A 26,903-nucleotide genomic window follows, 5' to 3' on the forward strand; every position below is an offset into this window, starting at 1 on the left:
GAACAGAATGTCTGTTATCAGGCTCGACGATGTCACGAAACAATTCGGTTCCGTGACTGCCCTCCAAAACCTTGACCTGTCGGTCCAAGATGGCGAAATCTACGGCTTCCTCGGTCCGAACGGCTCGGGGAAGTCAACAACTATCAACATCTTATTGGATTTCATTCGACCAACAAGGGGGCAGGCGACCCTCTTCGATCTAGATGCCCACGCCCATTCACAGCAGATTCGTGAGCGCGTGGGTGTCCTGCCGGACGGGTTCGACGTGTATGATCGCCTCACGGGATATCAACATCTCGAACTGGCTATCGAGTCGAAAGAGGCGAACGATGAGCCGATGGAAATCCTCGAACGTGTCGGTGTCGCGGATGCCGCCGACCGACGGGCCGGGAACTATTCGAAGGGGATGACCCAGCGATTAGTCCTCGGCATGACACTCGTCGGGCAGCCGGACCTCATCGTTCTCGACGAACCGTCGACTGGGTTGGACCCGAACGGAGCGCGTGAGATGCGTGAGATCATCCTCGAAGAGAACCGACGCGGTGCGACGGTCTTCTTCTCCAGTCACATCCTCGACCAAGTTGAGGCGGTGTGTGATCGAGTCGGGATTCTGTCAAACGGGTCGCTGGTGGCCGAGGATTCGATTTGCAACCTCAGACAGAAGATGAGCGCGACGACCGAGCTGACCATCGTGGTATCCGAAGTGACGCCCGAGGTACTCGCTGCAATTCGTAGCTGTGGGGGAATCGTAAACGTGTCGACCGAAGATACTCGGATAACGGTCGCTATCGCCGACGGGTCGAAGGCCGAAGTTATCGACGCCGTCGAATCTACCGACGTGAGACTTCAGGACTTCTCGATACGTGAAGCCTCGCTCGAAGACCTCTTTGCGGCGTACACGGAAGGGGAGGCGATGACCGCATGAGCTGGCGAGTCATCGCGAAAAAGGAAGTGCGGGACGCGAGTCGGTCGCGTCGTTTGTTCGCGCTGATCGTCGCGTTCGTGCTCTTCTTTGCGGGGGTTTCGTTCGTGGTCATCAAAATCTCGAACTTCTTCCAGGGGAACGACTCGGTACAGATTCCGGTCATCATGTCTTTCACGACGCCACTCGGTGTCTTCCTCCCCGCCGTGGGAATCTTCTCTGGCTATCGTTCGATAGTGGGCGAACGCGAGTCGGGAAGTCTCAAGCTACTGCTTTCGTTGCCGCACACGCGAACGGACGTCGTTCTCGGGAAGTTCATCGGTCGAGCGGCAATCATTTCGCTCGCTACGGTGATCGGATTTCTGGTCGGTGGTGCCATCATTATTGCACTCGGGGCGACGCTGGCCGTGACCGATTATCTCGTTCTTGTCCTCTTGTCGCTCGTTCTCGGAGCGACGTTCGTCAGCGTCAGCGTCGGTGTTTCCGCCGGCCTTCGGTCGGAGAATCTGATAGTCTTGATTGGCTTCGGATTAGTGGTGTTGTTCACGCTCCTCTGGGGTGTGTTGACGGCCGTGTTGGGACTCACTCTTCGGCGGTATGGTATCGGTTCGGTCGCGTTCCAGACCGATCTGCTCTCGTTCATTCGGGTGGTCAATCCGCAGACGGCGTTCAAGCATGCCTTTTCGGCCGTCTCTGCAGCGAACACCGCTCCCGCTGCTGGTGCGTTCTGGTAACAAGGCTGGTTCGGATTCGTCGTCCTCGCACTTTGGATCGTTCGCCCGCTCGCATTTGGGCGGTGGAGATTCGCTCGCGCGGAGCTAACGTAACCGGTACCGGGGACTGCATCCGCTGGTCTCTCCGTTAATCCCCGTTCGAAAAATACGCTCGGCACAGCAACGAGACGCTGGTCACGAATTCCCCGGAATCGAATGGGAATTCGGTCGGTGATTGGTAATACGGGTTGGTAGAGTGCTCATTTCCGATGATGGGGACACGGCCTGCCCGGAAACGGAACGACGCACTGACACGGGACATTAGAGTTCCCGTCAGTGCGTCCGCAAATCGGTTGCCCGATGGAGTTCGTATGTGGGGTATTCTGGGACATAATTACCTTGTACCAGGAGTGTAGGTATATACATTTTTGAATATCGTTGAGGTGTGTCTGACGAATGAACAATGATAGTTGATTATGGATTCACATCTGAAGAAATTTCTCGATTAGTGTTGATTTCCCCCAGTAGTATAGGTTATTTCGGGTATGATGGAGAGACGTCTTCGTTTTACGGATAGTATCGTTGTCGTGGACGAAACACCGATATGCGTGAATTACACATGCAATATCATGCAGACAATCACGGAGTTCGAGTCGTCGTTAGGGCGACTCAACTGAATGGTGTTCGACATCAGCTTTGTTCCATTACATATTAAAATTATTAGTATAATCGTTAATTATATATCCTGTTCTGTGTACCATCGGCCCATGACAGGTGGTACCGACCAACGGAAGGCAGCGATGACGTGGCAGAGACGATACCGTCCGGTTGCGGACGCCGTATCAACGAACAAGCTAGATGATAGGAGCGCCGAGAAACCACTAATCCAGTCGCCGAAAACGACAGTAGGTGGTGAGTCGCGATGGCGAGCGTCCTCGAAATAGTTCTCGCGGTCCTGCCGTTAGCGGTCATCGCATACCTCATGATAGGGAGGTTCTGGCCCGCTACGCGTGCGATGCCGCTCGCGTGGCTGTCCGCCGTCGTCGTCGGCTTCGTGAGTTGGGGAATGACACCGACGTGGATTGCGGCCGCGACGATAAACGGCTTCATCACGGCGGCGAACATCCTTTGGATTGTTTTCGGTGCAATCTTGCTGTTGTACACATTGAAACAGACCGGAGCTTTCGACACCATCAACGCCGGATTCACCTCTATTAGCGAGGACCGACGTGTGCAGGTGGTTCTACTCGTCTTCCTGATGGGGTCGTTTATCGAGGCGGCCGCAGGATTCGGAACCCCGGCGGCAGTCGTTGGCCCGCTGTTGGTCGGTTTGGGTTTCCCACCACTCGCGGCAGTCGTCGTTGCGCTCACCGGGAACCTGATGGCCATCACCTTCGGTGCGGTGGGCACGCCGCTCATCATCGGCTTACAGGACACGTTCTCGACGGCGAACGTGGCGACGCCTGCGGGAACGACAGTACCCGAATGGGTCGCACAAATCGGCATGTGGGCTGCGTCGTTCCATGTCATCGTCGGCATAATGGTGCCGTTTATCGGCGTTGCGATGATGACACGATTCTTCGGTGAAGAGCGTTCCATCAAGCCTGCGCTTGAAGTGCTGCCGCTCACCCTATTCGCGTGGTTCACGTTCGCGGTTCCGTACTGGCTGACCGCGTACTTCCTCAGCCCGACGTTCCCCGGCCTCCTCGGTGCCATGAGCGGAATGGTGTTTACCGTCGGCGCGCTGAAAGCCGGGTACTTCCATCCCGATGAGGAGTGGGACTTCGCACCGCAAGAACTCTGGCCGGACCACTGGGTCGGCGATATCGAACCCGGCGAGACGTCTCAAGGTGATCGTTCTATCGCCGCCGACGGCGGCGTCGTCACAAGACAGATGCCGCTCTGGAAGGCGTGGACACCGTACGCACTGCTGGCGATACTGCTCGTTCTTACCCGCGTTTGGACCCCCCTCACCGACTTCCTGACCAGCACGCTCGTCCTCAAGTGGTCGAACATCCTCGGAACCGGCCTTGATAACGATTTCGCACTGCTCTACCTACCGGGAGCGGTGTTCGTTGTCGTTCATCTCATCACCATTCCGCTGCACGGCATGAATGGTCGTCAGATAAAGGATTCGTGGGTCGAAACGGCTGAGAACGTTACTCCTGCTGTCATAGCCTTGCTATTCGCGGTTGCGACAGTTCAGATCATGATCCAGTCAGGCAAGGCCGCCAACATCGACAGCATGCTGGTCGTTCTTTCCGACGCAACGGCGAACTTCGCTGGCGGCGTCTACCCGTTTTTCGCGTCGCTGGTAGGTGCGTTCGGCGCGTTCCTTGCCGGTTCGAACACGGTAAGCGACATCTTATTCGGGACGTTCCAGTACAATGTCGCCGAGAACCTTGCCGTTTCGCGTACCATCCTCGTCGGCGCACAGGCAGTCGGCGGCGCAATTGGGAACCTTATCGCGGTTCATAACGTCGTCGCGGCGCTCGCAGTCGTTGGCCTCGTCGGACAGGAGGGGCGCGTCATTCGACTCGAACTCCTCCCGCTGGCCTACTATGCGACCATGACCGGAGTACTGACGATGTTGTTCGTTTACGTCATTTTCCCTGGTGTCTTCTGATACCGTCTACCTTTTAGCCAAGTAAGTCCGTTCCACATACCGGATTTGTTTCACCAAGTGGTCGGATTTCAGACGATAACTACAAACGAATGTGTTGGGATACAACGTCTGGGTATCAATCGATGAATCTCGACGAATTTGTAACCTTCCACGCACCGAACGAAACAGAAAACACATTCGAATTGGAGAGTTCCAAGATGCTCGATGTTTCGGTAGACGGAAGTATCATGGCACGAGCGGGATCGATGGTCGGTTACACCGGCGAAATCTCTTTCGAGCAGAAATCGGCTGGTGGACTAAAAGGAATGTTGAAACAGAAGGCCACCGGTGAAGGTGCGGTGATGATGAAGGCAACCGGAACCGGTCATCTATATCTGGCCGACCAAGGTAAGGAGGTCCAATTGCTCGAACTTGATGCCGACGACGAGATTAGCGTCAATGGAAACGATATACTAGCATTTGAGGACAGTGTTTCCTGGGACATCAAGATGATGAGCAGTATCGCCGGAGCGTCCTCGGGCGGTCTGTTCAACGTGTATCTAAAGGGACCTGGATATATCGCAATCACCACCCACGGTGAACCGCTCGTCGTCCCAACGCCGGTCAGCACCGATCCCAATGCGACGGTTGCATGGAGTAGCAACGTCTCACCGAGCTCTAAACGCGATCTAAATCTCAAGAGTTTCATTGGACGGACCTCCGGTGAGACATATCAGCTACAGTTCCCGGAGGAGGGAGGGTTCGTTATAATTCAGCCGTACGAAGAAGTACAATCTCACGAATAGGATAGCACGATTTATCTCAATCAAAGGCCAAGTATATTTTTGTATACACTATAGCTCTGTTTGCCGACAACCTTTGTCATATATCGATCGGATCGGAACGCATAGCAAGTTGGTGTGCCACGGAGACCGGCTTTTTTTGCCGTAGATAGATCCTCATTAACCTGTGTCTCTTGTGGTTTTGATTTTACATCTTGAACCACATCTTGGCTATTCAAGGATGTATCTGAGTCGACAAACTCCTTTGTTTTATCCAAAATATTATCAGTATCTATATTATCCTGATTGCTAAAGTAATATGACTTTAATTTCCAATATGCAGCTTTATTTCGAACAAATGCAGATTCGAGAGCATAGGTCGCTTCCTCTGCCCATGGTTTAATCACGGGAATTGTCCGAAACACAATGGAAAGTTTGCCAGTATCTGCATATTTACTCTTGAGTTTGGGATATGTACTCTCTTCAAAATGAACACAATTTGGGCAGGATGGATCTTCAAAAACAACCAATGTCGCATCTTTACTGAAGGGGAGTGGACCACGGGTTGGCTCATCGAATATGCCCATTGTAGAGGGATGATCTGGTCTTGAGTGCGCAGTAGATGTAGTCTTTCTCTCTTTCGTAGTAGATATTGTAGTTTTCTCAGTGGTTGATTGTTTTGATGTACTAGTTGTTACCGAATCAGTTGTACTTTTAGAAGGTGAGTGAGATGTGGTATTATGTACTGACGATCCTGTCGATGTCGTCGAGTTTTGTGAAGATTGATCTACTGTGGTCGTTACTGGTTGAGTAGTACTGGTATTCTTCGATTCGTCTGATTGTGATGTACAACCTGCAATCAACATCCCGATTGGAATGGTGCTTTTTAGGAGGGCTCTACGATCCATAGTATTACTACGATTTGTTCTCCAATATACTTAGGGGTGCTGTTTGCGTAGCCGTTTTCCTCTCTAAAGATCCAGCGAGCCTTTGTGGTGATAAGTTGCCAGGGGGTGATGAGACCTCTTTTGTACGATTGCAATATCAGAACGGCTCAGGGAAACGACTTCCAATCGAGGACTTCCGCGGCATCAGCACCGACTATACATTGAATGGGACAGATAACCACCGATGTACGTGGAAACATGCAATCAATCGACACGACATCTTTCAGCCGTATGCGACGAGATCTCTTCACTACCGCTAGGCAAACACGATTTCGACACGCTTTTACTTTACTCTGATATCAATCATGTATGACGAAACAAAGATCGCATCCTGATGACCTTCGAATCTTTAGCATAATTCTGCAGTTGACAACAGTATCTAGCGCGATAATTATTATCCCTCTCATCGGACTGTACCTACTATGGGATGGGAGAATAGATGAGTTCATTAACTGGATATCTGGCGGTTGGCGATCGCCTTTGTAAATAGACTCTTCTTCAACAATCTATCATTATCGATCTTTTTCTATTCGCATGCTACTGAATATATTCGACTAATCGCGTGTTTGAACCCATTTTAGCGCCATATTAGGATATGACTAGGACTGTTTAAACAGTTTGAACTCTCCTGCAAGAGTGCAAAATTGTTGCCCAATACTTCAAAACCGTGAATACGGTTTGTACAATTGGGGGGGTATATAATATCAGCTGCTCTGGACGGAACCACTGATGTCAAAGCAAAATGCATCGCGGCGAACGTTTCTGAAGACAACAGGTGTGATGGCGGCAGTCGGTCTCGGTGGATCAATTCCTGTGAACGCAGCAACAGACCTTTCAAATGCACCTGTTCCTGATGACGCCGACGAGCGCTCATACGCGACAATGGGAACCAATTCTGATGCACCCACTGCAACGGTGTATGGAAACTTTAAATGTCCATATACGCAGAAATTTGTTCGAGATGGCAACCTAGAGGCAGTATTGGACGAGTATGTCTCTTCTGGTGACCTGAATCTTCGGTTCCGTGCACTTGCATATCAGCCGCCAGGAACCTCCTCGCATGGTACCTCAACCTACTACATTTCCGACAGTGACCCTCTCATCTCGGAAGCCGCTCTAGGTGTCTGGGATGTCTCACCGGAAGACTACTGGGAGTTCTTCAATTACATGTTCTCGGACCTCATCAGAGGCAATGTCTCGTTCAGTGAGATGGAAGGTCGAATGGAGTCGGCAGACGTCTCAAGTCAGGAAACAATTATTGACCGAGCTTCTTCTGGCCGGTACGATGACACCGTAGAAGAAAACCGATATACAGCTGGTGACTATGGTGTGAGTTGGACCCCAACGATGGTTTTTGATGGGGACATTACCTCACCTCATCATGATGTCGATGACCTCCTCAGTTGGCTTGGCGAGCGCATTCCAAATGCGAGCTCGTCAAGCAGTTCTGATGACAGCTCGTCTTCCTCTGATGAGGAAACTTCGTCCGAGTCAACGAGTGAGGAAGATAATAGTAATGAGGAAACCACTGAGTCTGACCAGTCCTCTGATGATTCGGAGTCTGAGGATATGAGCTCATCCAGTACTGGAACGAGCAGTTCCAGCGATGAATCCGGTGATGATTCAGATAGCACTTCTGACCAGTCATCCGATTCCTCCGGGTCGTCAGAAAGCAGTTCCTCAGAGGACACAACTGACTCGTCAACTGATTCCGCTGACTCGTCTTCTTCCAGTTCGGATTCGAGCAGTAACGATGAAGAATCTGAGACAGTCTCCATTGGAACTATCTGTCGCGTTATCTTCGACTAGACTACACCAAATACGCGTTTTGCACGTTGAAGACAAAACTTCCTTACTGAAACGAAGTATTTTACGTGACGCAGGCGATATAATTCTGTCATTGTGCAGAGATGAATCGCCTCCTTTGTCCATTCAGTATACGCTAGAATCCTGGTTCCCCATTATTTCTAATCCCATCTGATGTAATCTGTCCGCACTCATACTAAATATCGGACAAATTCGGACCTTTCAACCGAAGCCCACTGTGATCGTATCGAGATCTGTTGAGTTCCGGCGTATGTCTCAGGGGAAGTGAGGAAGTATCAATAATTAAGAAACATCAAAATAGCAAGTAGAATTTGAACCGCAAGAAGGGCACCCCTCTGTTCTCGTTGCAAGTGTTGTGCCACACCGCCGACATTCAATAATCACGTCGTTTCGATCGCCAGATCGAAGTAGACGCTGTACATACGGCAGTATTTCCATAGATACTGCTTTATCGAATAAGTAATAGGCTTTGTGGAAATTATGATATTTCATATAGGTATCTTGTCTAACATATTTATAATGAATCTTGGTTAGGAACCGGTCATGGTAGGGAAAATAGACTCAACAAGAGACCCACCTTATTGTTGTCTTGGGAGATCGATCCTCTCTAATTTGTCCCCACATTCAGGACAAACAATATGCCGCGTCGTCGCACCTTCTGTTTCCTTGCAGCCGACACATTGATATAGAGGAGGGTCGGGTGCAGTTGAGTTGTTCCTTCTAAACAATTTGTTCAATAACGACATTCGTCCCTATATGATACATGAAGAAGGCGCATTATATATTTTTCTATTAATTATTTTTGATTGATTCGAAACTGCTTTCTACCAGATAAAGAATCGAACTTTACACAACGAAGGAATGCGTGTGTCGGGGTTCGAAGACGGACGAACCGCTGTGGTTCATGAACACTCCTGTCCTCCCGATTCGAAGCCGATAGAGACAAATGCGGCATGGAATATCCTTGCTCGTGGTTTCGATCAGATAAAGACGGACTTTCCCGAATTAACGTCACTAGAAACCAGGATTTCTGACTGACGAACGAATCGCGGACCGATTCATCAACGCTTTTAGAGACTGCGCTCCCTCCGAAAACCGTTGTATCTACACAGCGCGTCACCGAAACAGAAAGCCCCTTTGGAGCGGGGAGCAGTCACCCAACTTTCAATCTGCAAAGTGCCTAAGAAGGTAGTTATTTTTAATGCAGGCGCTAAAATTCTGTCCTTTAGGGCGGGGATACAGCGCCGTCTTCATCTGTATGAACACTGTTAATGAAAGTCTTAGGTCGTCAATCCGATAGGATCCCATCGGAGTCTGACAGTCCGACAACTGGCAGTTGACTGGGTGTTTGCCGCATCAAAAAGTAAGCCCACGGACGGTGGACCGACACAAAACAAGCAAGTACCTCCGAGTCCCGTCCGTTCTCTGGACGCGATAGGAGTACCGGCTACGTGGCATAGCCAGTACTTCGTCGGGGTGTAAACCGTACGTTCCCATCGAACCACCCCTTGATGGGTGTGGGAAGCCCGTACGTTAGCGCGGGGAGGATGTCACTCTAATAAAGATCGAAGATAGGCCACGAGACCAGATAGACCTCCGATAGCTGTGAGTACATTCAAGCCAGGCTGACCATCAGAAGATGTCGTTTTGGTCGGATTTGTACTAGTCAAACTACCAGATGTTGTCATCCCGTTAGTTTCTGTTGTCTGAATTGTTTTAGTAGATGTATTTGACTTGGTGGTGTTAGTAGTACTAGATTGAGTAATTGTACTCGTATCCGCCTTCGTAGAAGTTGTCTTTGGACTCGTCGAGCTCGTTGTTGTTTTCTTTGTAGTCTTTTCTCCGGTAGTGGTCGTTGTAGTGTTAGAGTCCATATCTCCCCCCAGAACGTGGAAATTCCCGTACTCGGTATACATCCAGTCTGTAGTTGAGTTCATTGGATATGTTGCTGTGTATATTTTCCCATTAGCGACAACCGGAGAATTAGCTGCAGGACCATATTCGTCAAAATTCCAATTGCCAAAATCATGACGCCACTGTTGTGTACCAGATGCTGCATCTAGCGCTAAAACAACTGCATTACCTGTATCAGTCTCTAAATCACTTCGGCCACCAGCATAGAGAGTACCATTGCCTACGGACATAGCTCCTGTGATCGTTGCATTTGCATCATGCGACCAAGCTTCCTCTCCATTGTTTGCAGTAAGTGCTCTGATGGTATTCCCGGTGTGGAATAGAACATGATTACCTGCAATCGTAAGTTGAGGATTCGACCAAGTGACTTCAGTTTCAACTGAATATGACCATTGAACTGACCCATCGTCAATGGATCGGGCTTTTATCACTACCTCAGAGCTGCTATTATTCCCTACACCGTAAACCGTTCCCTCTGATACAGTTTGTAGCCTCTCTTTCTCACTGGACACATCCCATAACACAGACCCATTATCAGCATTCAACGCGACGCCATTTTCATAGATAAGAGAATTATCTGCAAAACAAGCAGGTCCACTGGCCACATCGGTTTGCCATATTATATCACCAGTGTCCCGATCGTGCTCGCTAGCATGACCTGAACCACTTGCAAATAGTCGATTATTTACGATTAACGGATTCGTCAGACCAACTGAGTCCTCTTTACTCCATCTCTCTTCCCCGGTAGAAGCATCAAGAGCGAAAAAGCCCGATGAATCGGTAGATTCTGAACCACTGGTGTCAAAATATAGTACACCATTCTCGTATGTTGGTGTTTCTGGCGGAGAGATCCCGTCAAATTTCCAGACCTCCTTTTGTGTTTTTAGATCATAAGCAGCAACATAGCCGCTACCAGATGATGGCGTGTTTTGTGTCGTTACTGCTAAATACAACAGTCCATTTGCGACAATTGGTTCGACTGTATTCATCCCCCCATTTAAATCAAACGACCATTCCGTTGTGATATTCGTCTCTGGACCACTATCAGAGGTTGTACCGGTACGGCTTGCGTTTCCTCTAAAGGTTGTCCAAGAGCCATTTGGTTCTCTAGCATCGGCTATCGTAAGGCTAAACCCAGAGCCAATCCCTGCTGCTGCACCAATGACACCGATGTTCTTTAAGAAACTTCGTCGACTGGCTTCGCTCATACCAAAACCTCTACGATTAGGGGTGATAAGCTTTGTGATAAAGTAAGATACGTCGAGAATTTATTAGATTAAAGGAGAGTTTTGCCACTGCTGTCTGGTTTGGTGTCAGAATCACCTAAAACAAAGAAATTGGAGTAAAACAAGTATTCATAGTCAAGCATTGAACCAGCAGGATATGTCGTTGTGTATATTTTTCCACCAGCTATGACAGGAGTTCCCGCTGCTGGTGGTTCCTCTGGAGATGTTTCAAGCGACTCGGTATCAAGTAAGTGAACCCATTGAGTATCCCCCGAGGCCACTTCAATCGCGTAGATGATCGCTTTACCTACGCCAGGTTTGGATGGTAGCATGTATCGACCACCGATGTAAAGGGTTCCATTGGCAACAGTTGGTCTACTGAAAAATTCACCAGCTAACTCCTGAGTCCATTGCGTTGATCCGCTTTCAGGATTGAGTGCGATCACAGTATCCTCTTCACTTGAATCAAAGAGAAGAAGAGAATTATCTGTGGCTGCAATGCGCTTATCCACTGCTGCTGTACTCTCAAGAACATTTGTCCAATCAAGTGATCCATCTGCTGCTAATCGAGATTCAAGTGTCACTGTATCATCGTTCCCATCGATGTACTCTATTTTGAGGTAGTAGACTCGCTCGTTTGAGACAATATGATTAGCATAGGTGACCACTTCATCACCAATATCCCATCTTACTAACCCATCCGACGAGCTCAGGGCTTTTCCATCACTAAAGAAGAGAACTCCATCTCCATAGCTTAGTGCACCATCACTGCCGTCAGTTAGCGTACCGACACCTGGCGTTCTCCAAATCGTTTTACCAGTTTGTTTATTAAGTGCTAAAGCACCGTCTTCATTAGCTGTAAAGACCTGATCTTCGACAACAAGTGGGGAAAGCCAACGAAGATCGTCAGTACGACTCCACTTTATGCTTCCGTCATTAATATCGAGAGCATAAAGCCCTCCGTTATCCGTTTCTGGGCTTTCTGGCACATTGGTAGCAACATACAGCAAGTCATCACCAACAGTCGGAGTTTTCGGTGATGGTAGATCAGACTGTTTCCATTTCAGATCACCTGTCTCACGATCATAAGCACCGATATAACCCTCACTCTCTCCAGAATTACTATTTGTTGTGATTGAGAGGTATATTGTGTCATTGGTTACAATCGGCTCCTTATGTAACATGCTACCATCCAAATCTAATTTCCGATCCGTTGTTGCGTATGGTTTTGGTCCATCACCAGTGATGGCTCCAGTCCGATTTGGATTTGATCGAGCTGTTGTCCACTCACTGTTAGTATTTGAATTCTCACTATCAGACTCCATTGCAACAATATTGCCGCTTTCAAGCGCTGCGGCACTCAATGTGATACCGACTGTTTTTAAGAAGGACCGCCGATTGTTTCTCTGACCATCTACTTGAAGTTGCTTCTTCATTAATTGGTTTATGTAATAAAACATCCTATATATATCTTTTGATTTCGGCTTATAGGGATTGGAATAGTAAAAATTTTATATTGACGTAGATGAAGTCTTTTTATCTCATGAAAACACCTATTAACGAAATTGATAGTTATCAACAAAGCAATTGGATAAGATGTATGGTAAAATATCAGAATATAGTTATATCTGCGATTATGAGGGGAACAAGAATGGAAGAAGAAAATAGAGTCGAAAAAGGGACCAACCCAAAAACCTACCAGATATCCAAATCACTCTTGGGGGCGAAGTAAATGTCGACATATAATATTGTAGCTGAAGGTGCAGATGACAACGGTAACACTCCAATCGATGGCGTACTAGACGATATTGCTAAAGAGAATACCACGATAATCTTCCCCTCGGGAAAATACAAACTCAATGAACTTGTCGTTCAATCTGGTGTAGACGATCTTAAACTCATTGCGCCAAACGGTGCTCGCCTCATCCCCGGTCAATCAGGCGATAGTATCCGGTGGATCGATGTTTTTTCACAAGGATTCGTTATGGATGGATTCGAACTGGATATGCGCAATACGCCAGTGCCACCATTCGTGCGGATGAACTACGAATCTGGGGATTGGGAACTCAAGCGGTTGGTTACACGTGGAAAGGTACGAGCCGCTACGGACTCTAACGTTAGGTCCGGTGACTCGAGTGAAGCTCGAACCTATTTTAGACTCTCTGCAGCAGAGGGTACTCGTGGTCTTTTACAGGATTGTTATTTCCATGAGGGTGCGTGTGAACCCGATGAAGCGAGTAATCGCCGAGCTGTCCTCGTTGAATCTGGAAAGGGTGAACTCGTGTTTAACCGCTGTTGGTTTGAGTTATGGGCTGAAAATACAATGTACGCGAAGAATCTTGAAGGCCCTATGAAGGTATACAATTGTTTCCAGCGGAATACTCAGAATGGGATGCGCTTAGGTGGGAATACCGAAGTCCGGAACTGTGTTTCAATTAAGGACGACAAACATCCAATTCAAGCTTGGTCCGGTGGAGCACTCCAGCGTGGCATAAATGCAGAAGGTTCGGTTCCAACTGATTCATCACGGGGTGTCAGTAGCTATGAAGGAACAATTACTATTGCTGATAGCGACTTCTATCATCGCTATCCAGAACCCACCTGTGGGGGGCCAATCACAGGCCCAACCCCGGTCGCACGAATCGACGTTCAGAATGTGAGAATTAGTTATAAATCTGAAAAGAGTCACGACGCTATCTATACGTTACCCGGTCGAATGAATGATGGCGACGTGGCAAATCTCGAATACCTAAGGCTACGAAATATCCAAGTTGAGAATGATCACCCATACACGTATGCCGTCTCAATTGACCAAGAGCCTGATGAATGGGGGAAAGTCTCCGGTGTATTAGGTGGATCTGGGAGGCAAACAGATTCATCATACGTTCGGAACCGAGTTACCACAGATGGTGACCCAACACCCCCAAACACGCGACCACCATTGCCAGATCCCCCAGAACTTGGCCAAGTACCACTGCAATCCGCTCAACTCATTAAGATTGATAATAGAGGAAATGATTCAGAGGCGTCCTACTTGATCAAAGCTGGCACAAATGTTCTACCCGCAGGAGATGATAAAGCAACTATTTCAATGAAATGGGGACCAAACAATTCACCAGTTAGGCCACCAAATTCGGAGCTTGCAACTGGTGAGGTACCACCAGGTGAAGTTCATGCATTCTATGTTACCGGAGGTATTGAAAAAACAACCGGTGGTGGTTCAGCAACATGGAGTGCAGATGGGACAGAGTTTAATCCAGGAGTACCAATCAACACGGAGACTCTCTCACTCTCACAACCCGATGCAGACACGTGGCATCAAGTAGATCAAAATTTACGACCGACAGGTGTTACGATAGCAAAGCCACTTTCTTATAGGGGAACGCAACCAGCTCATGTTCGCTGGCGAAATTCTGATGACGGTGATTTCGAGTATAAAATTGAAGAATGGTTGTATCAAGACGGTTCCCATATTAAAGAGACATTCCATTTACTCACAGTTTCTCCAGGAAGCCATCTACTGGAGAAGGATAATGGTACTTCATATCGGATGAAAGCTGGAACTGTCTCAACCTCAGATCGCTTCAACGATGTTTCATTAGGGGGCTTTTTCGGTTCTGAACAACCAATTGTCCTAACTCAATCACAATCATATAATGGTCCTGAGCCAGTTGTTACACGAATTCAAGATCGAACAAATGATTCATTTAGCGTTCAGGTGCAGGAATCAGAAACACCTCGTGGGGGCCATGCTCTAGAAACGGTTGGCTATATTGCTCTGCAGCAGGGAACTGGCCATTTGAATGGTCAACCATTTGAGGTTCAACAAACAACACAATCAGTAGATGAAGACTGGTTCTATATTCAATTTGAACAGGAGTATGAGACACCAAGGTTTTGTGCTGATCTACAAACCTACCATGGGTTTGATCCAGCAGTTCTCCGATATCGAAATCTAACTGGGACTGGAGTTGAAGTCAAAGTTGAAGAAGCAGAAAGTGAAGATAAAGAAGTAAAACATGCTACCGAAGTAATCGGATATACTGTCTTTGAGGGTGCTACTCTTGCAACAAACAAGAGGACGAATGGTCAACTAACAAATGGTTCATGGCATGAAGTCGATTCGAATATTCAATCATCACGTGTAGTAATAGCAAAACCACTATCGTATAACGGTCATGAACCTGCGCACATTCGACTTCAGGAGTCCTCATCTAGTGGCTACGAATACCGGATCGAAGAGTGGAAACATCTCGACGGTGGACATAATACGGAAACATTCTACACGTTAGCTTCAGAACCTGGAAATCACGAGATATTATTGAGTGATGGTACTCATTATCGGGCGAAGGTTGGAATACTCTCCGCATCCGACGAGTTTGAAACATGCTCACTAGAAAATTTCTTTGAGCAAAAAAGACCAATTGTGTTTGCACAGTCTCAAACGTATGTGGGATCCAATCCTATTGTCACACGAATTAAAGATGTGACAGAGAATTCATTCGATGTAAAAGTCCAAGAAGCAGAAGTTCGTAGTGATGGTCATAGGTTTGAGAAAGTTGGATATATAGCACTTGAGGAAATTTCGGGAGAATTGAATGGGAGTTCATTCGAAGTTCAGCGGACTGAGGAATTGATTACAGAGGAATGGTTCAAAATACAATTTGAGAATGAGTATGAATCACCCGAATTTATAGCCAACTCTCAAACGTACAACGGCAATAATACATGTAATCTTCGATACAGAAATCTGACAGATTCAAGTGTCGAAATTAAGGTGGAAGAAGAAGAAAGTGAAGATTCAGAGACAAGGCACCAATTAGGGGAAGTAGTTGGTTACGCAGTATTTGAAGGAAAATAATCGGAGAGGTTCTAACTGGCAACATAATCCTTAACAAGACAAGCAAAGAAATGATGATTCAGTCATTGTCTGTATTTACTAAAATAAGACTGCGTCAACGAGAACCTGTGATTCAAGACACATGATGGTTTTGAGTCATCCAGACAAAAGAAATGATATCACATCATATCTCACACAGAACATGCCAATCTCGCAATGGATAACCTTTTTATGCTATAGTTTTAACTTCGATATAGCTACTCAAGAATGAGCCCCACAGATATGAGCGATGTTAAACAAAACCCGTCTGCCTATTTCTCACTAAATCCATTTTCAAGTGACTTTCGCCCGTTGGCATTAATCCAAATTGCTTTAATACCAATTCTCTTCATAGGTGTACTACTTCGTTCACCATCTATTCCTGAAGGTTACGGGTCATTCCATCTCGACATACTCTACCTATATTTTGCACCACTTCTGTTATTCGTGTATGGTTATTATATGAAAAACAGGAGTTTGTGGCTACATGTGGCACAGGTCTCGGTGCTCATACTAATAACATTTATTCTAATACGGCAGCATAATTTATTTATCCCAGCAAGAGGACGTTCTCTCCATGTGGGATTAATTTTCTTACTGTTTTCTGTATATCCATTGTTTGGATATAATTACTTAGAATTCATCAAAAGTAGGGCCCCATATATCTGTGCCTATCTTCTATTGATTGGAGTATACTTTTTCCACGTTAACCAAATGAGTGCAGGCTCAACAAGGGCGTCATTTGTTGTCTATATAACATTAGTTTTTGGTCTCAATCTGTTTTTCATTCCGAGGCATGTCTCAAGAAACATATTCCTTGCAGGGACTTCTATAATCGCTGCGATAAGTGTTTTACTTGGGTTATTAGTCTATCCAATCGGCGAATTTAACATATTTTGGCTACAGCTGCGACTATTTTCAGCTATTAAAGAAATACCGTTGCTTAATATAGATTTCCACTTTCTCCAGTCATTCTACTCAAACCCCAATATTCTTGGTGCCTTAGCATTTTCAGGTGCATTCGGTTCACTCGTACTACTAGGTGAGAGCCTTGATCGAAAAAAGATCCTACCAGTTCCAATTATTTTTGGAATGTTTCTCATAAACATTTTTGGAATGTACCTAACTTATGCTCGAGCGTCCTGGCTAGCATTCGGAGTGGCATCGGTTGCGTATCTCGGTTATCTATTGTTAGGTCGACGAGCAGTACAATATATCATCATTCTACTTGCCGCGATTGCACTATTCTTACTCGGTGGGATACTTCTCTCAATCTTACCGATAGAGACTCACGGTAGAGGGGCACTTTGGAGGGCCGGTCTGAGAGCGATATATCATGCTCCATCTCCATTCGGGTATGGACTCACGAATACCCATGAACTCATAGCAAAGTATGTCTATGTTGATCAGTTCCGCGGCTACTCTCCGCATAATTCTTATGTTCAAATATTCCTCAATGTTGGTATTGTTGGTGGTTTAGCATACCTGGTAATCATTGTTGGAAGTATTGTAGAAGGAATTATCCGAAATAATAGTGTCGACATACCAATGTTGGCTTTTGGCCTTGCATTTGCTATTCACCAAAGCTTCGCAGTCTACACATTGTTTAACAATGCCGTGGCGTCTCTGTTTGCAACGCTAGTATTTGGTTATCTTATCTGTGGATATAAACGGTAGGATAAATTGGAGCCGCTTGAAATATAATGGCAAAGCAGGAATACCCTGATTGATTATGTTGAGAGATTGCTTCGATAGAGGTGAAACCGAATCGCCTTTTTGCTCTCCCTGTTACATCAATATATGGTCGACGAATCAATTCTAATCGCGTTCATTGCAGGTATCCTACAAGGTATTTTTGAATGGCTACCGATTTCCAGCGAAGGAAATTTAACTCTATTCCTTCGTGCAATGGGACGCAAGCCAGAAGCAGCACTACGCTTTTCTTTATTCCTCCACGCTGGAACTGCTATCGCAGCTACGGCGTACTATCGTGATGAACTCAAAAAAGTATTCGGTTCTCTTCACGAATGGGGTCCTAGCTCAGCTTTTCAGGATCGACAAGCCGAGCTGTCATTTCTCGTAGTAGCAACAATTGCTTCAGGTATGGTCGGGATACTCGCATATAAAACTCTAAAAACAATCGTCTCAGAGCTAGCTGGTGGTGGATTCGTTGCACTTATTGGGATATTATTGATCGGAACTGGAATTTTGCTCCGATCGGCTGATCAGTTCGAGCTGGGAAATCGGGACAATCCAACCCTGATGGATGCAATTCTTGTAGGAGGGATGCAGGGGTTAGCTATTTTACCTGGCGTTTCACGATCGGGAACAACTGCTGGGACCCTTCTTTTCCGTGGGTTCGACGGTGAAGACGCTTTTCGGCTATCGTTCCTCCTTAGTATTCCCGCAGCTGGGGGAGCAGGTGCATTCGTTATTTTAGAAACGGGTGGCCTTCCTGTAGTTTCACCAACTGTTGCAATCATCGCACTCGCGACGAGCGCCATTGTCGGCTATATTTCCATTGGCGCACTGTTACGAGTTGTCGAGCGAATTTCTTTCTGGGCAGTTTGTATTGGTATTGGAATTTTAGCAGTAACTGGTGGAGTGTTCTTGTTTGTTGTTTGATTGAAAAATAATGACGGAATAATTTTTCATTTCATACTTAAAATCCGATGAACGTATAGCCGATACCGAGGGTCCCAAGCAGAATACCGGCTGCAATCAGTGCTTCATCTTTCGTCATTTTTCTCATCTACTACGTTGAAGCTCATTAGTAATATCTTCTTTTATTGTACCAGTTATAATATTGCAGGGAATATGGGGAGAGCGTGACATTTCGCTTCAAGATTCTACTACTTTAAAATAGCCAAATCATAGAGATCCTTCTTTTTCCAATCGAGAGTTAAGCCATAACTATGCAGAAATAGACAATACTAAACCATATTAGAACAGACAAAATACTTGCTAGTAGATACGCTTTCCAAAATGAATTTACTGGTTTAAAGTGACTGCTTGGTCCCCTATTCATCAATTTACTAAACAGCACAACTAACTGCATTATCTTTGTCAATGCAATCCTTCCTTCAACTGTTATTACAATGCTAATCCTTATTGTAACGTGTAGCCTACCATTCGTAACGAACAATCTCAACGTATTCAGTGTTGAAATACTCAACCTAGGAAATCCACCTAAAAGAGATGGATCAATACGTTTGGCACTATTTTTCAATTATAATGTATATTTCCTCCAATCCAACGAAAATCATACGCAGCATTTATTATCTTGTACTCTCTCTAAATTAAGTAATGCCTTCCTCATTCCGTTATCGTCTCACGAGTATAGCTGGAACTATTTTTCTCGTTGCGATTTCAATCATAGTTGCTAACACGACTATCGTCCAAGAGTTCGTTACCACAGCATTTCCCGTCTTTAACCAACTCAAGACGACAGTACTTCCCATACGAAAACTCGGGATTGCAGGACTCATTACGATATTTATCGTTACTGCAAGCCTCACACCAATGTTTAAACCACAGCCTCGTCGGATACTGGACACGCTTTCAATTACTGAAAACAGGTTATTGATTGCAGTTCTCGGTCTGGCAACAATAGGTTATGCGGACTATTCGTACCGTCTTCCTCGTTCTACACTTATCATTATTAGTTTCTTACTTGCCACATGTCTCCCTGTGTTATTTGTGATGATTCGACGACAACCAAGTGATAACGAACGAGCTATTGTTGTAGGAGATGATGTTCGTCACGTTGCAGATGTCCTAAAAGTCATCAATACGCCCGTGTTGGGCTACGTTTCTCCGCCGAGTGGAAACGAAATACATGAGGACGAATGGCAAAAAACAGTTGCCGACGGGGGTACTGATCAACCGCTTCCCGGTATAGAGCGACTCGGTGGACTCTCTCGTTTAGAAAATGTCCTGATCGAAAAGAACATTGATACTGCAATCTTGGCGTTCTCGACGACAGATCGATCAGAGTTCTTCGGTGCATTGGACACTTGCCATAAAATGGCAGTAACCGCGAAGGCTCCAAGTCGGCAAATCGATAGCATTCTCACAAAAGGTGAAGCAACACCAGATGACGAACTCGTTGAAATAGCTTTAGAACCGTGGGATTGGCAAGACTATCTATTTAAACGGACATTCGATGTAACATTTGCATTGGTCAGTCTCATTGCCCTTGCGCCACTACTCATAATAATATCATTGGCGGTAAAACTCGATAGTCCAGGATCCGTATTCTACAATCAATCTCGAACTGCGGAATTGGGAGGCACATTTGAAGTATATAAATTCCGAACTATGCTTCCAAATAGTGAATCAGCGGAACCAGAAGAAGATGAAGCTAATGACCGTATTACACGGGTCGGTCGAATTTTGCGGAAGACCCATTTCGACGAGATTCCCCAGCTATGGACTATCCTCACGGGCGGAATGAGTGTTGTCGGGCCGCGGGCAATTTGGACAGAAGAAGAACAACGTCTAGAAGCAGAGATAGATACATGGAGAAAACGATGGTTTGTAAAACCAGGATTGACAGGTTTAGCTCAAGTTAATAATGTAAATAGTACAGACCCAAGGGGGAAGCTTAGATATGATTTAGAATACATTCAAAGACAGTCGTTCTGGTTCGATGTGAAAATCGTTGCTCGGCAGATTTGGCAAGTCATTCAGGATATAATAGTTACCTTTGAGGAAGGAAGTAACTGATCTATACTGATCTGTAGAACAGAAGATTTCGAACCCACACCAAATCATATAACTACTCATTCACTGAGAAAGAGTAGAAACATTACTAATCTGTCCAATATATTCACCAGGTCAATCCCTCATAAGTAATCCCATCTTTGTATTGAACGATATGGCGGCCATCGACTATTAGAGGATTACTCATTAATTCAAAATCCTCGTCAAGCGATTCGAACTCCTCCCAATCGGTAACAATTAGGGCACCATGGGACTCCCTAAGTGCCTCTTTTGATGAATTCGCGTACTTAATCTGTGGAAAGTGATCCCGCATATTTTCAGCTGCAACGGGGTCGTATGCAACTACATCTGCCTCTTTCTCCAATAATTGCTCAATAATTGGAATTGCTCTAGAGTTACGTACGTCATCAGTACCAGATTTAAAGGCCAGCCCAAGTACGGCGATTCGTTTGTCGGTTGGATTAATGTGCTTTGTAAGTAAATCAAGAATACGCTTTGGTTGTTTATCATTTACTTCAACGGCTGCTTCAATAAGAGAGGGATCGTAATTTGCGTCTTGAGCTGCCGCAATAAGTGCCGCAGTATCTTTTGGGAAGCAACTTCCTCCCCAACCAACTCCACTACGAAGAAACCGTTCACCAATTCTATCGTCCAATCCAATGGCATCTGCAACCTCATATGCGTCTACATCATATTCTTTGCAAATATTCCCAATCTCATTCATAAGACTTATTTTAGTTGCTAGGAATGCGTTGTTTGCATATTTTATCATCTCTGCCTCTCGAATACCGGAATTGACTACTTGTGTGTCAGTTTGGATGACAAGTGGATCGAATATCCCTTGTAGTAGATCGAGAGCGCGTTGTGATCGAGTACCAAAAACGATTTTGTCCGGATTAAGAAAGTCTTCGACTGCGGTCCCCTCACGGAGGAACTCAGGATTCATTGCCATGTCAAAGCCTTCTCCTTGGATTTTATTCGATGTATCCGCAATAAGGGACCCGAGTACATTTTCAGTTGTTCCAGGAAGAACTGTACTCTTGACGACGACAAGATGATAGTCATCTTTCGATCCTAATGCCTCACCAAGGGAACGGGCACCAGCTTCGATGATTGATGTATCAATACTGCCGTCCATTCGAGAGGGCGTTGGTAATGCAAGGAACGTTGCATCTGTTTCGCAGACTGCACTGTAATCCGTCGTCGCCGTGAGTCGGTTCCCTCCATGATCGGCGACAAGGTCGTCCAAACCAGGCTCGTGAATGGGGGCCTGACCATTGTTGAGTTGTTCGACGATTTCTTCGTCGATGTCAACGTTAGTGACCGAGTGCCCGAGGTCAGCGAAACAAGCGGCGACGGTTGTACCCACGTAACCGCTCCCAACGATACTAAGTTCCATTAAGAAGGTTACTACTCCCGGTTTCCTTGAACCTTGGCATATGAGTGGGTCTAAAAGTATTTATGGGTCGAGTTCACGTTAAAAAGTATGAAAGCTGTAGTCCTGGCGGCCGGCGAAGGTACCCGCCTTCGACCGCTGACCGACGACAAGCCGAAAGGGTTAGTTGAAGTGAACGACAAACCTATCATCACCCACTGTTTCGAGCGACTCGCAGACCTCGGCGCTGAGGAATTCATCGTCGTTGTCGGGTATCGGAAGGAAGACATTATCAGTTACTACGATGACGAATTTAAGGGGATTCCGATCACCTATACCCATCAGCGAGAACAGAAGGGACTCGCACACGCACTTTTGACCGTCGAAGAGCATATCGATGACGACTTCATGCTGATTCTAGGCGATAACATCTTCCAGGCGAACCTTGAAGACGTGGTTCGTCGGCAACAGGAGGACCGAGCGGATGCGGCGTTCCTCACCGAGGAAGTACCGTACGAAGACGCCAGCCGGTTCGGGGTTTGTGACACTAATGATTACGGCGAAATCACTGACGTTGTCGAAAAGCCCGACGACCCACCATCTAATCTCGTGATGACCGGGTTCTATACGTTCTCGCCTGCAATCTTCCACGCCTGTCACCTTGTTCAGCCGTCGAACCGTGGCGAATATGAGATCAGTGAGGCTATCGATCTCCTCATTAGGAGCGGTCGTACCATCGACGCGATTCGGATGAACGGCTGGCGTATTGACGTCGGGTATCCCGAGGACCGTAATGAGGCAGAAGAGCGACTCAAGGACGAAGAAGTGGCTAGCCCGTCGGCATAATCTGTTTCAATCTAGCATCGTTTCGATAAGTACTCCTTGGTCTGTAGAATCAGCACAATTACCGTATCTGTTCGAATTATCCTACTGTAGAAACGAATTTAGGAAAGGCTTGTTAACAGAAACATGAATGACCCAAACACCAGTCTCCAAAACTGTCCTCGTCACTGGAGGTGCGGGATTCGTCGGCAGCCATCTCGCCGATGCGCTCGTTCAAGAGAACGACGTTCGGATTCTCGACAACTTTAGCACCGGAAAACGCTCCAACGTTAACGACGACGTAACGGTCATTGAGGGTGATATCTGCGATTCCGAGATCCTCCATCGTGCGACCAAGAATGTCGACTTGATATTCCACCAAGCGGGTGTCGTTAGCGTTCAGGAGTCAGTCGAGGAACCGATACGCGCAAACGAAGTGAATCTCGATGCGACGCTTGCATTGCTCGAACGAGCACGAGAACTTAATGCCCGCGTAGTCTTGGCTTCGAGTTGTGCCATTTACGGACAGCCAACCAAGACTCCGATCTCGGAGGAGGAACCTATTTCGCCGTCATCACCCTACGGATTGCAGAAATCTGCACTGGACCAATATGCCCGCCTCTACCAGGAACTATATGGATTGGAAACAGTTGCTCTTAGGTACTTCAACATTTACGGCCCACGACAGTCCAGCGGCGATTACAGCGGCGTCATTAGTATTTTCAAACGCCAAGCGATCGACGGAGACCCGATAACCGTAGATGGTGATGGCGAGCAAACGAGAGATTTTGTCCATGTTGATGACATTGTACAGGCCAACCTGCTGGCGGCGACGACAGATTACGTCGGGGAATCATACAATATCGGCACCGGAAAGAGTATTACGATAAACGAACTCGCCGAGACAATTCGAAGCGTATTGGAGTCGTCCTCCGAAATTGTTCACACGAAACCACGTCCAGGAGACATCACGGAAAGTGAAGCCGAAATCTCGAAGGCCACTAAAAAACTCGGCTACGAACCGTCCATTTCGGTGGACGAAGGGCTTTCCTCCTTCTTATAAAGACCTTTCATCGCGTACTGGAGTCAGCCAACTCGTCTTCAGGAAGATCCATTTTTTCACCCAAGTCACACTAAACAAACGATATAAGTATACGGGTTACAGTGTACAAAATAGCGACTTACAAATGCAACTATCTGATAAGCGCATTCTCGTTACCGGCGGTGCAGGATTCATCGGTTCGAATCTCGCGAACAGTCTCGCATCCGAAAACGACGTTGTCGTAGTCGACGACGGCTACCTCGGGGTTGCCGAGAACTTAGACGACGAAGTTGAATTCCACAAACAGAGCGTTCTCGATGACGATCTTCCGACTGACGTGGACGTGGTGTTCCACATTGCTGCTCTCTCCTCATACAAAATGCATGAGGAAGACCCGACGAAGGGAGCGCGAGTGAACGTTGAGGGCTTCGTCAATACCGTTGAGCAAGCCCGGGACGACGGCTGTGACACCGTTGTTTATGCCTCCACATCGTCCATCTACGGGAACCGAACCGAACCATCACCCGTCTCTATGGATGTAACTGTCAACACTGGCTATGAAGCATCAAAGCTCGCCCGTGAAAAGTACGCAGAGTATTTCGCTAATCACTACGATATGAATATTGCGGGTATGCGCTTCTTCTCGGTATATCAAGGATATGGTGGCGCAGAGGGACACAAAGAGGAGTATGCGAACGTCATCGCACAGTTCGCTGACGATATCGCGAAGGGTGAGGCCCCTGTTCTATTCGGGGACGGTACGCAGACGCGTGACTTTACCCATGTCGACGATATCGTTCGCGGACTCATCCTCGCAGCAGAGAACCAGCTCACGGGCGTCTATAACCTCGGCACAGGCGAGCAAATCTCATTCAATGATCTCGTCGAACTGCTCAATGACGAACTCGGCACTAATATCGAACCGGAGTATATCGAGAATCCGATCCCAGATTCAGTGTACGTTCACGATACGATGGCGGACTATTCCGAAATGCATGCGGCTACAGGCTGGGAACCAGAGATTAAACTTCGTGATGGACTGAAGTCAGTTTGCGAGCAGTACCAATAGTCGAAGAACCATAGATGTAAACTTGCATTAATTTCTCACCAAGAATACAGACTCTCACTATGGCAGGATTATTTTCAGTGAGTGACAACGAAGCCATATAGTCATTCCTAAATAAAATACAATTTTAGATGGTATAATAGCCAATTTTTAGTAGTATTAGCGTCCATCATAGACAATGAAACGGCCAAACCTGCTCTTAATTACGATAGACTGCTTGCGCTATGACAGCTGCGGATTTAACGGGTATGATAGACCAACAACTCCAAATATAGACTGGCTTGCAAACACTGCTACCGTCTTCGACAACGCGTATGCTACTGGCCCATGGACACCTGAATCGTTCCCCGGAATTCTTTCTGGCCGGCTATCAAAAGACACTGCCTACTATCAGCAAACCTCGTGGAAGGCCATCCCAGACGACTCCCCCACCCTCGCAACCTGGCTCAAATCGCTTGAATACCAAACCCTTGCTCGGATTTCGAATCCTCATCTATCTAGATATAGGAATTTCGATCGTGGATTCGACTCGTTTGAGAACCTCCGCATCAACAGATTGGGCGAAAAATTCACTCCCGAGAGAGCAGCAGGGGATTCACCTGACTTTAAGGTCAAACTCATCTCCTCGATCAGATCGACGATGCGCCAGCTCAAAGACTATGATATCCCACTGTCTCACACTGCACCTGTCGTCGCATATCGACTAAACCAACTTTCGGGGCAGTGGCCGACAGTGGCTGCAGAAGACGTCATCGATGACCTCATTACCGCTTTGGATTCAACGAACCGACCGTTTTTCGCATGGACACATCTGATGGATCTACATGCGCCGATTCATCCCGAGCGCGCACGCGCTGGAGGTCTCCTCTCGTCGGATTCGACGATTCGCCAGTTTATGTGGGATGCAAATCGGCTCGTGAACAATTACGAGCCGCACTATCGGGATATGTACGATAGCACGCTACGCTACATCGACCAACAGATTGGACACTTGATCGAGTGGTTGAAAGCAAACGGTAAGTGGGATAATACAGTCATTGTCCTGACGAGCGATCATGGAGAAGCACTTCATGATCGTGGAATCTACGGCCACGCCGCAGGACGCGACAAGTTTGAATTCGAAAACGATCGCCATTACATGTATGACGAACTTTTACATGTCCCACTGTTGGCTAAACCGGTAGAAGACGATCCAAAGCGTATGAACCATTTGTTCTCGCTCGGGTGGCTTCACGAACTGATCGCCGAATTGCTCGATATCAATAACGTAGCGATGCCTCTGTCGTCAAATCGAGAGTCACATTTCGAAGAGCAACCAGGCGAGATCGTTCAATCTGACGTAATATCTGGGGGAAGCCAGACGATCGCGGTCCGTGATACCGAGCGTAAGATAATTACACAACTGATCGAAGACGGGGCGGTCAATTTCGACGCGGCAAGAGTATACGCGCCAACATTCGACCGGCGTGAGCACCATACACTCGACGAAGAACCGTCACCTAGTCTCGTGGAGGCGGTAGAACGAACGATTCTGCACGGAGAGTTGCCACAACTGACTGGAGAGTTGAGTGCAGATACCGAGGAGTTACTCGAGGATCTCGGGTATCGGTAGAGTGAAAACAGTCGGGACGTCTTCCCGCTTCATCCGGTAATTTTCGCTTTCACAACTCAATCAGAATAGAGACGCGGATTACAGGTGTTGGAGGCCTCACCCATGGAGTCAAAGAGATGATTCCCAATAAACTTGCAGTGTCTCAAACAGAAATTGTCGATTCGTACATCACAGCAGTAATCCATCCAAGTGAGTCCCCAGAATTGCACACTGAGCAAGAACAATCAGGAGAGCATTATAACCCGATGAATTCAGAATACCGATCCAACTGGAAAACTTTTCGAAGAACAGTAATCAATTCCATGTCGATAGGATCAGAAGTCCGGTTTTCGTCAACTTGCTACGCGAGACTGATAATGAGATAAGAACCCATTCACAATCACAATCAGTTCAAACGGTGGGTATCGGGACGATTAAGTCGAGATGATTGTCGTTAGACCTAATAA

At 46.8% G+C, this 26,903-nt stretch carries 17 protein-coding genes; 13 read left to right on the plus strand and 4 right to left on the minus strand.

From position 1 onward, the window contains the following. Positions 1–7: 7 nt before the first annotated feature. The 4 genes from AC1XDK_RS27880 (at position 8) to AC1XDK_RS27895 (ending at position 5,046) form a co-directional block, all read left to right on the plus strand. Positions 8–925 carry an ABC transporter ATP-binding protein gene (locus tag AC1XDK_RS27880; protein WP_483353281.1) on the plus strand — a complete coding sequence of 306 codons (918 nt, stop codon included), beginning with the start codon at positions 8–10 and terminating at the stop codon, positions 923–925. Next, complete coding sequence (locus tag AC1XDK_RS27885) at positions 922–1,656, plus strand: ABC transporter permease subunit (RefSeq protein WP_483353282.1); 735 nt, start codon at positions 922–924, stop codon at positions 1,654–1,656. The genes AC1XDK_RS27880 and AC1XDK_RS27885 overlap by 4 nt, the downstream gene beginning before the upstream one ends. Before the next feature lie 901 nt (positions 1,657–2,557). Then, positions 2,558–4,261 (plus strand): L-lactate permease, encoded by a 1,704-nt coding sequence (locus AC1XDK_RS27890; protein WP_483353283.1) that lies wholly within the window; start codon positions 2,558–2,560, stop codon positions 4,259–4,261. Between the two features lie 122 nt (positions 4,262–4,383). Further along, the gene (locus AC1XDK_RS27895; RefSeq protein ID WP_483353284.1) at positions 4,384–5,046 is read left to right on the plus strand and encodes an AIM24 family protein; all 663 of its coding nucleotides are present in this window, start codon (positions 4,384–4,386) and stop codon (positions 5,044–5,046) included. A gap of 20 nt (positions 5,047–5,066) precedes the next feature. On the opposite strand, the gene AC1XDK_RS27900 is transcribed toward AC1XDK_RS27895, so the two are convergent. Continuing rightward, complete coding sequence (locus AC1XDK_RS27900; protein ID WP_483353285.1) at positions 5,067–5,930, minus strand: DsbA family protein; 864 nt, start codon at positions 5,928–5,930, stop codon at positions 5,067–5,069. 768 nt (positions 5,931–6,698) lie between these two features. Between AC1XDK_RS27900 and AC1XDK_RS27905 the strand changes: the two genes are divergently transcribed. Further along, positions 6,699–7,778 (plus strand): thioredoxin domain-containing protein, encoded by a 1,080-nt coding sequence (locus AC1XDK_RS27905; protein ID WP_483353286.1) that lies wholly within the window; start codon positions 6,699–6,701, stop codon positions 7,776–7,778. Positions 7,779–9,346: 1,568 nt separating this feature from the next. On the opposite strand, the gene AC1XDK_RS27910 is transcribed toward AC1XDK_RS27905, so the two are convergent. Beyond that, a complete protein-coding gene (locus tag AC1XDK_RS27910; RefSeq protein ID WP_483353287.1) occupies positions 9,347–10,918 on the minus strand; it encodes an outer membrane protein assembly factor BamB family protein in 1,572 nt (523 codons plus the stop codon). 68 nt (positions 10,919–10,986) lie between these two features. Then, positions 10,987–12,372 carry an outer membrane protein assembly factor BamB family protein gene (locus AC1XDK_RS27915; protein WP_483353288.1) on the minus strand — a complete coding sequence of 462 codons (1,386 nt, stop codon included), beginning with the start codon at positions 12,370–12,372 and terminating at the stop codon, positions 10,987–10,989. 296 nt (positions 12,373–12,668) lie between these two features. Between AC1XDK_RS27915 and AC1XDK_RS27920 the strand changes: the two genes are divergently transcribed. From AC1XDK_RS27920 to AC1XDK_RS27935, 4 genes are all read left to right on the plus strand, one after another. After that, positions 12,669–15,797 carry a hypothetical protein gene (locus AC1XDK_RS27920; protein WP_483353289.1) on the plus strand — a complete coding sequence of 1,043 codons (3,129 nt, stop codon included), beginning with the start codon at positions 12,669–12,671 and terminating at the stop codon, positions 15,795–15,797. Between the two features lie 261 nt (positions 15,798–16,058). Further along, complete coding sequence (locus AC1XDK_RS27925; RefSeq protein WP_483353290.1) at positions 16,059–17,492, plus strand: O-antigen ligase family protein; 1,434 nt, start codon at positions 16,059–16,061, stop codon at positions 17,490–17,492. A 123-nt stretch (positions 17,493–17,615) separates the two neighbouring features. Then, a complete protein-coding gene (locus AC1XDK_RS27930; RefSeq protein WP_483353291.1) occupies positions 17,616–18,440 on the plus strand; it encodes an undecaprenyl-diphosphate phosphatase in 825 nt (274 codons plus the stop codon). Positions 18,441–19,121: 681 nt separating this feature from the next. Continuing rightward, entirely contained in the window at positions 19,122–20,543 is a 1,422-nt protein-coding gene (locus AC1XDK_RS27935) for a sugar transferase (protein WP_483353292.1), read from the plus strand. A 103-nt stretch (positions 20,544–20,646) separates the two neighbouring features. On the opposite strand, the gene aglM is transcribed toward AC1XDK_RS27935, so the two are convergent. Then, positions 20,647–21,939, minus strand: a complete 1,293-nt coding sequence (aglM, locus tag AC1XDK_RS27940) for a UDP-glucose 6-dehydrogenase AglM (protein ID WP_483353293.1) — start codon at positions 21,937–21,939, stop codon at positions 20,647–20,649. A gap of 87 nt (positions 21,940–22,026) precedes the next feature. On the opposite strand from aglM, the gene aglF reads away from it, so the two are divergent. From aglF to AC1XDK_RS27960, 4 genes are all read left to right on the plus strand, one after another. After that, the gene (aglF, locus tag AC1XDK_RS27945) at positions 22,027–22,761 is read left to right on the plus strand and encodes a UTP--glucose-1-phosphate uridylyltransferase AglF (protein WP_483353294.1); all 735 of its coding nucleotides are present in this window, start codon (positions 22,027–22,029) and stop codon (positions 22,759–22,761) included. 127 nt (positions 22,762–22,888) lie between these two features. Next, positions 22,889–23,800 carry an NAD-dependent epimerase/dehydratase family protein gene (locus tag AC1XDK_RS27950; protein ID WP_483353295.1) on the plus strand — a complete coding sequence of 304 codons (912 nt, stop codon included), beginning with the start codon at positions 22,889–22,891 and terminating at the stop codon, positions 23,798–23,800. A 124-nt stretch (positions 23,801–23,924) separates the two neighbouring features. Continuing rightward, positions 23,925–24,848 carry an NAD-dependent epimerase/dehydratase family protein gene (locus tag AC1XDK_RS27955; RefSeq protein ID WP_483353296.1) on the plus strand — a complete coding sequence of 308 codons (924 nt, stop codon included), beginning with the start codon at positions 23,925–23,927 and terminating at the stop codon, positions 24,846–24,848. A 175-nt stretch (positions 24,849–25,023) separates the two neighbouring features. Beyond that, positions 25,024–26,457: a sulfatase gene (locus AC1XDK_RS27960; RefSeq protein ID WP_483353297.1), complete on the plus strand. Its 1,434-nt coding sequence runs from the start codon at positions 25,024–25,026 to the stop codon at positions 26,455–26,457. The last annotated feature ends 446 nt before the right edge of the window (positions 26,458–26,903 follow it).

This window comes from Haladaptatus sp. HS23 (assembly GCF_056892285.1).